The organism is Fischerella thermalis PCC 7521 (genome assembly GCF_000317225.1).
Classification (GTDB): Bacteria; Cyanobacteriota; Cyanobacteriia; order Cyanobacteriales; family Nostocaceae; genus Fischerella; species Fischerella thermalis.
In genome coordinates, this window is record NZ_AJLL01000107.1 from 22,562 (window position 1) to 29,996 (window position 7,435).

The window sequence follows — 7,435 nt, forward strand, 5'->3', positions numbered from 1 at the left end:
CGTATTTTTGCCGTGATAGGTAGCGATGCCCTATTGCAATAGCTTTGGCGATCGCTTTCCCAAATGGCTTCTATTTATCTTAGCTAGTGAAACAAAAAGCCGCAGTGGATACAAGATAAAGACACCGATCCACAGGGATTTTCCCATAAAACAGGCTAATTTGCTCCAGAGGAAGTTTTTTCGTGCGTCAGATCCCTGAGTTTTTTAAAAAGTCGGACAACATAAATCAAGGGAATTTTCACTTTTTGCACAGCGAAACCCCGCCAAAACTTGTTGTACGCCAGGATGATACCAATTGCGAAAACTAGAACGCAGTACCCAAGGACGAGTTGCCCAGCTACCACCTTTTAAAACGCGATGTTGACGGTCAAAATAAACCTGCGAGTACCCAATATAAGGATAGTACTGGAAGCCTTGATAACCATCAAACCAAGTGGCTGTCCATTCCCAGACATTACCTAAAGTATCATACAAACCATAGGGGCTTTGTCCATTAGGATAGGCATTTACTGGTGTGGTTTTGCCTATTTTCTGATCGTGATTGCAATGTTCTGGTGTTGGTGGTGTATCTCCCCAAGCATAGGTGTGACGTTGATTAGTTATGGCGTTCCAGCTAGCTGCTTTTTCCCATTCGGCTTCCGTGGGTAAGCGCTTCCCTACAAACTCTGCGTAGGCTGCTGCTTCGTAATAACTAACACCGCAAACTGGGTGATTATCCCAGGTTAAATCTTCATGCCAGTACAAAGGTTGGGTGATTTTTGCTGTTTGCAACCATTCCCAGCCGTCCTTTGACCACCACTGGGGATTTTCATAACCTCCTGCTGCCATAAATGCCCGATATTGTCCACAAGTGACAGGGAAACGGTCAATATAGTATGTGTCCAGATATACTCGATGAGCAGGACGTTCGTTATCCAAGGCCTCTGGTGAATTGTTACCCATCTCGAATTCGCCAGCAGGGATTTGGATCATCTCTTCGAGGTGATGGGGAGGTGGGGAGAACTTAGAATTATGTTCTCCACGTTTTCCTATTTTCTTATCTTTCAGCTTGCACATTTCCAATATGAAACAAATTATTTCACTGTGTTGACTTTCGTGTTGAAGTAAAAACCGCCACAGAGGTGCTTCTGTTTCTAAATCTGCTACTTCTAAGTAATCGAAGACTTTTTCTCTAACTGTATCCAGGTAGTAACAAATTTCCTCTAAGTTGGGTAATTTGACGCGATCGCACTTTGGCAAGCCATCAGCAGCAAACAGCCTACGATATTGAGGAAACATACAGGGTAAACCTGCGCTACGCTCAAGTAACCACAAAGATTCTGTGTAAGCAATATGTCCCAAATGCCAACCCACAGGACTAAAATCAGGATGAGCTTGATGGCAAAAGGTAAGTTCGTCCATACCCTCAAACAAAGTCAGAGTTTTGGCACGACACTGAGTAAAAGCCTGAAAAATTGTCTGTTTGAAACTAGATTGGCTCAATTCTAAGATCACAGTCTTCTCCCACACTGATAATGCTATTTTCTGGACAAAGAGTCCAATTACCTGCAAATAATGGTTCTGAGGCTAGGATGACGGCATTGGGGAAAGTTGGATCATTAGCTGTCCAGTAAAGCGAGGGAGCAGGTGATTTTGTGCTAAAGCGGGAAGCAACAAGACGATTTCCATTACTGATAACTAGGTTGGCTGAGGCGTGGGTTTGATGAGTGAGCGCCATCTCTGCAAGTTTGAGCAAAGTTATGTGTAGAGACTGCTCTAGAGTTTTACCTGGGTTTTCTTGCCATAGAGACAGCAGCAAAGCAAAGATATGCTCGGAATCAGTAGTTCCACTCACCCATTTGTAAACTTGATCATTTAGCTGCTGACGAATTGGTACATATAGTGTCTGCCGAAAATTTTCAATCCGACCATTGTGAATGCATAATAGACGTTGATACTGAAATGGCTGGCAATTACTGAAATCAAGTGCTTGCCCTGCTGTAGCACTGCGAACATAGGAAAGAATACACCCTGACTCCACATAACGGCTGAGACTGCTTAGGTTAATATCATTCCAAATCGGCAGCGTATTTTTGTAGGTAAAAGGCTCGGTATCCCTTTGAACATGATACCAACCCATACCAAAGCCATCGGCGTTAACCACTCCAGACAGCATTTCGCGGGGTTGATAGCTCTGGACTATCAGCGAGTGTTCTGGTTCATACAACAGAGGTTCTAGAGAAACTGGTGAACCAAGGTAGGCTAATAAACGGCACATTTTTTAGGAATGGACTCCCGATAACTGTAGAGATTAAACTTTTTGCCTGAGAATTACCTGAAAATTATATAAATTTCTCATGATGTAGCGATCGCTCCATTTTGCCTATATCATCAGAAAATTTCTCTCTTCAGTAAAAATTCAGTAAACAATTAGCTCTATATTCATTTTCTTACCTATAGGCTGTTTATACCTTTAATGCGTATGCAGAGTATCGATTGCATCAGGCATAACTATATTATCAGTATTAATTATTGTTGCAAATCTATGAATTTTAAGTTTGAAGAAAAAAGAATATTCTAATGGCAACTAAGCATCAAGCTAATATTTGTCTTGCATCAAGCAACTAGAAGTTGCAGCTAAAATGAGTTTTTGAGCTTCGTCATCGAGTATTTGAACCTCGCCCCCTCTCCGCGAGTTAGGAGAGGGGGCGAGGTTGTGTATTTTGTTTAATTGGCGTTCCTTAGTTTGCTGCTCCTACTGCCTCAATTGCGGCTTCTAAAGCGATCGCCACATGAGTCCAATGGGTGCCGCCTTGGCAGTAAACTACATACGGTTCTCGCAATGGCCCGTCAGCCGAGAACTCTAATGTGCTACCCTCAATAAATGTCCCGCCAGCCATAACGACTTTGCTTTCGTAACCTGGCATTTGATCAGGAATGGGGTCTAGATAAGAACCAATGGGTGAATTTTGTTGTATCGCTTTACAAAAGGCAATTAACTTCTCGGCAGAACCGAGTTTAATTGCCTGGATCACATCACGCCGGGGAGCAAGAGGTGCAGGATTAACTGGATAACCAAGCTTGTCAAAAACATAACCTGTAAGGTGCGTACCTTTCATGGCTTCTCCCACCATCTGAGGTGCGAGAAATAACCCTTGGAAGAGCAAACGATTTTGATCAAAGGTCGCACCACCGTAACTACCAATACCAGGAGCTGTCAGCCGACACGCAGCCGCTTCTACCAAATCCGCGCGACCAGCAACGTAACCGCCGGCGGTAACAATAGTTCCACCAGGGTTTTTAATTAAGGAACCTGCCATTAAATCAGCGCCGACGTGGGTAGGTTCACTGGTTTCGATAAATTCGCCGTAGCAATTATCAACAAAACAAATCGTGTTGGGATTTTGCTGCTTGACTAAATTAATAATTTTTTCAATATCGGCAATTGACAGACTAGGACGCCAAGAATAGCCACAAGAGCGCTGAATTAGAACTAAAGTAGTGTTATCCTCCACCGATCGGCTTAATGTTTGCCAATCCACTGTTCCTTCTGGGGTAAGATCCAATTGGCGATAGCGAATGCCAAACTCTATAAGGGAGCCTTGACCATGACCACGTAAACCTATCACTTCTTCTAATGTGTCGTAAGGAGGGCCAGCCACCGAGAGTACTTCATCACCAGGACGGAGGACGCCAAATAAGGCACAAGCGATCGCGTGAGTTCCAGATACAAACTGTACTCGCACAGCCGCCGCCTCTGCGCCCATAATTTCGGCAAACACTTTGTCTAGAGTTTCTCGCCCTAAGTCATCATGACCGTACCCTGTGACACCTGCAAAATGGTGAGCGCCGACTCGATGATGGCGAAAAGCACTTAACACTCTGTAAAGATTTCTCTTGACCTGAGCGTCAATTCCAGAAAAAATCTGTAACAGTGCCTGTTCTGCTTGCCGCAGCTGTTCCAAGCTGTTCATTAGTTCCTCATTTACAAAAAACATAATATGCGGATTTAAGGATCGCGCAGACTAGGCTGAACAATTCCTATTCAGGTTACTGCATGACAATTGCTACATCAACAAAATCCCGAAGCCATCTAGTACACATTACATTCTTGAGTGTTTTGCACGCTGCTGCGTTGCTTGCCCTGTTTCCCGCTTTCTTTAGCTGGAAAGCAGTTGGTGTGTGCTTGTTTCTCCATTGGGTAACAGGTGGCTTAGGTATTACTCTGGGCTATCACCGCCTCGTCACCCACCGTAGTTTTCAAACCCCTAAGTGGCTAGAATACTTCCTTGTTTTGTGCGGAACCCTTTCCTGCGAAGGAGGCCCAATAGAATGGGTCGGTATGCACCGGATGCATCATTTGTACTCAGATAAGGAGCTAGATCCCCATGATTCCAACAAAGGCTTCTGGTGGAGTCACATGGGTTGGATGTTCTTTCATTCACCACTTCAGCCAGAAGTACCTCGCTTTACAAAAGATATTGGCGATGACCCAGTTTATCAGTTTTTTCAAAATAATTTAATTTGGCTCCAAGTAGCTTTAGGTGTAGTACTGTTTTTGCTGGGTGGCTGGTCTTTTGTAATCTGGGGAGTTTTTGTTCGCCTAGTTTTCGTATGGCACTGCACCTGGTTGGTCAATAGTGCTACCCACAAATTTGGCTATCGTACTTATGAATCAGGCGATCGCTCAACAAATTGCTGGTGGGTTGCTTTATTAACTTATGGTGAAGGTTGGCACAATAACCACCATGCCTTTCAGTATTCCGCACGTCACGGACTGCAATGGTGGGAAATTGACATGACTTGGATGACAGTTAAGTTACTACAAGCACTTGGTCTAGCCACGAATGTGAAGTTGGCAGACAATAAATAGGATGGTGAGGAGATGGGGAGGAAATGCTACACCCCATCACCCCATCATTGCCTAAAACCTTCCGTTCCCCTGCACGATATGTTTAACCGTAGTCAGGCTTTCTAGGCTGATAAAGCCACGTCGATGACCTTTCTGGTTGGACATACCCAAAAACACCCCGTCTCCCCGTGCAGGGTTACGGGTAAAACGGGGGGAAGCATTGATGTAACTAGAGGCGCTGTTGACTCCTAAGGCAAATTGCCGACTTTCCTGATAGGATTCTGTGACGATGCAGTCGGCGTGACCACTGCTGTACTGATTAATCCAAGCGATCGCAGCCTCTAAGCTGTCCACTAGTTTAAAAGCTACTGTTTTAGTTAAATAAGCACTTCCCCATTCTGTCTCTTTAGCTAGTTGTAACTGCCCAAAGGCTTCTACTAATTCTGTGTCTCCTCTTAGTTCAAAGCCTTTTTCTTGCAGGCTATTCCACAGGGTAATTAAAGACGATGGCATAGCCTGCCGATGAATCAAAACTTTTTCGATCGCATTCACTGGATCTGGTTGACTACAATGGCTATCTACGATCATCCAACGCACCATCTCTAAGCTGCCATTGAGTGACCAATACAGGTAACAATTACCCATTGCTGATCTCAGTACTGGTGCTGTAGATTGTCTTACTACCTGCTGTACTAAGCTAGCACGTCCGTAGGGAATGACTAAGTTTAAGTAATTGTCCTGACTGACCAAATCACGAATTGAAGCACCATGTTCAGTCTGGATCAATTCTATACAACCAAGGGGCAAACCAGCGTCGGCAATACCAGCTTGTAAGGCATTGGCGATCACTGCGTTAGAGTGGCTAGCTTCCGTACCACCTTTAAGGATCAAACAATTACCTGTTTTGATGCATAAACCTGCGGCGATCGCCCCTAACTCTGGAAATGCTTCATAAATAAATGCGATCACACCCAGAGGCATTAGTTGCGTGTAAGTCTGAGAGTCTTCCAGTTGGTAGTCAGCACTACGCACTCGTCGCAGTGGATCTGACAATTCTCCTAGTCGTTGCAAAATCTCTACAGTCGCTTCCAGACGTTTTGGTGTTAGCTTCAACCAATCCAAAATCAAATCTGGTATTGCCATTTCCCGACTAGCCTCTAGATCCAAAGTATTAGCTTCCAGAATGTCATCAAAAGAACGTTTGATCGCCTCTGCCATCGCCAAGACGGCACGACTGCGATCTGTCCCTTTAGTTATTCCTAACTTTAAAGAAGCAGCATAGGCACGTTTAGTGCTGGAGATTGCTTCGGAGCTATCATCAAAAGGGTCCACTGTCATTTAATCAACGTCTGTAGGTAAGCCAGACCATCAATGCGGGTAAAATTGCCAATAGTACTGCCACCATTGCCCAAGCGATTATACTTGAACCACTTGCCAAGCGTAGTGCTAACGGCAACCATATAATCACTAGCACGAAAATAATACCAAGCGCTACTGGCAGATAGCTTTCTCCTAAACGCGGATGGACAACTTGCCAGCTAGAACCTGTCCAGCGCCAAGCGCGTTTGTAAGGATAGGTAGTAGAAAGCTGTTCTAGCACAAAACCATTATCTTCTACTACAAAAATCTGTTGACAGCGATCGCATCCAAATGCTTCTGTAAGGGTAATCGGAACTAATCGTCCCCGACGACGACAGGGACAGGGGTATTCGCTATTAAAATCAAGTTTTTCGGGTTTTTGAGATTGCACAAGGAATCTTATAACTTGAGCGTGTTCATCTACAGCAGGAGAAGATTATCCTCTTGTTAAGATTTGCGAGGCTAATTACTCCCCTTTAAACTTTTTTTATAACAATTTAGCCAGTTTGTGTCCTTCCTGCCTACAGAATATATTTTGGTTCAATATAGAGACAAAAAGGTTTGCATCTGACAATCAAAGGCATGACACTGGATCTTTCTTAATTAAGTGTAGTGCATCCTACACAAATGTTGTTGGCTAGGTTTAGGAATGTGCCTGGTGGGAAGAACAATTGCTTTCTTATCGTCCTAATTATCGATCCTTAATTATCAAAACTGTCAATTACAGGAAAATTCCACAACGAGGGTGTGAAAATATTAATCTTCCTACACCCTATACCCTCGCACCCTCATACCCATTTTTAAGGGAGGCGCAAACTGTATCGAATTTCACGCATTAAATTTCTTCGTAGCTATCAATATTCGGCAATTAGCCGTACCTTGAGAAAGTCATGACAAGGCGATCGCAACTCTACATAATTCTTCTTAAGAGAAAATACCCGATTACGGCATTATCTTGCACGACTTCACCGAAAAACTTCATGTTATTCCAAGTTAGAAGAAATGCTGAATACTAAATTAAATTATTACTACACTATCTGATGTGTCAAACTGTACCTAAATAAATTAATTCATCCCTTTATTCAGCAACACCACGACAACAAAGGTAGATTCATGGATTGCTGCAATGGAATTATCGTCGGACTTTGAATCTCAAATAATGGGATAAGTTGTACTTTTGGTGATAATTAAAACAAAAGCCTCCTTTTTGAGCGTAGGGAGGCTTTCGATCTAACTAAATAATAT

The 7,435-nt window shown here is 43.6% G+C and carries 6 protein-coding genes and 1 pseudogene; 2 read left to right on the forward strand and 5 right to left on the reverse strand.

Annotated elements, in window-relative coordinates:
* Positions 1–204: 204 nt before the first annotated feature.
* The 3 genes from egtB to UYK_RS0123695 all read right to left on the reverse strand — a co-directional run bounded on the left by egtB (position 205) and on the right by UYK_RS0123695 (position 3,953).
* Positions 205–1,494 (reverse strand): ergothioneine biosynthesis protein EgtB, encoded by a 1,290-nt coding sequence (gene egtB / locus UYK_RS0123685; protein WP_016872278.1) that lies wholly within the window; start codon positions 1,492–1,494, stop codon positions 205–207.
* Positions 1,469–2,257, reverse strand: coding sequence for an ergothioneine biosynthesis protein EgtC (gene egtC, locus UYK_RS0123690; RefSeq protein ID WP_009458161.1), 789 nt, complete (start codon positions 2,255–2,257; stop codon positions 1,469–1,471). Before egtC ends, egtB begins: the two co-directional genes overlap by 26 nt.
* 463 nt (positions 2,258–2,720) lie before the next feature.
* Entirely contained in the window at positions 2,721–3,953 is a 1,233-nt protein-coding gene (locus UYK_RS0123695; protein WP_009458160.1) for a methionine gamma-lyase family protein, read from the reverse strand.
* An 83-nt stretch (positions 3,954–4,036) separates the two neighbouring features.
* Here UYK_RS0123695 and UYK_RS0123700 point away from each other — a divergent pair, with 83 nt between their 5' ends.
* Positions 4,037–4,852: an acyl-CoA desaturase gene (locus tag UYK_RS0123700; RefSeq protein WP_009458159.1), complete on the forward strand. Its 816-nt coding sequence runs from the start codon at positions 4,037–4,039 to the stop codon at positions 4,850–4,852.
* Positions 4,853–4,903: 51 nt separating this feature from the next.
* On the opposite strand, the gene UYK_RS0123705 is transcribed toward UYK_RS0123700, so the two are convergent.
* Together UYK_RS0123705 and UYK_RS0123710 are read right to left on the reverse strand one after the other, a co-directional pair.
* Positions 4,904–6,169, reverse strand: coding sequence for a glutamate-5-semialdehyde dehydrogenase (locus UYK_RS0123705; RefSeq protein ID WP_009458158.1), 1,266 nt, complete (start codon positions 6,167–6,169; stop codon positions 4,904–4,906).
* Positions 6,170–6,173: 4 nt separating this feature from the next.
* Entirely contained in the window at positions 6,174–6,581 is a 408-nt protein-coding gene (locus tag UYK_RS0123710) for a hypothetical protein (RefSeq protein WP_009458157.1), read from the reverse strand.
* 539 nt (positions 6,582–7,120) lie between these two features.
* On the opposite strand from UYK_RS0123710, the pseudogene UYK_RS26450 reads away from it, so the two are divergent.
* A pseudogene (locus tag UYK_RS26450) lies at positions 7,121–7,254 on the forward strand (IS1 family transposase); the annotation flags it as partial.
* Positions 7,255–7,435 lie beyond the last annotated feature (181 nt).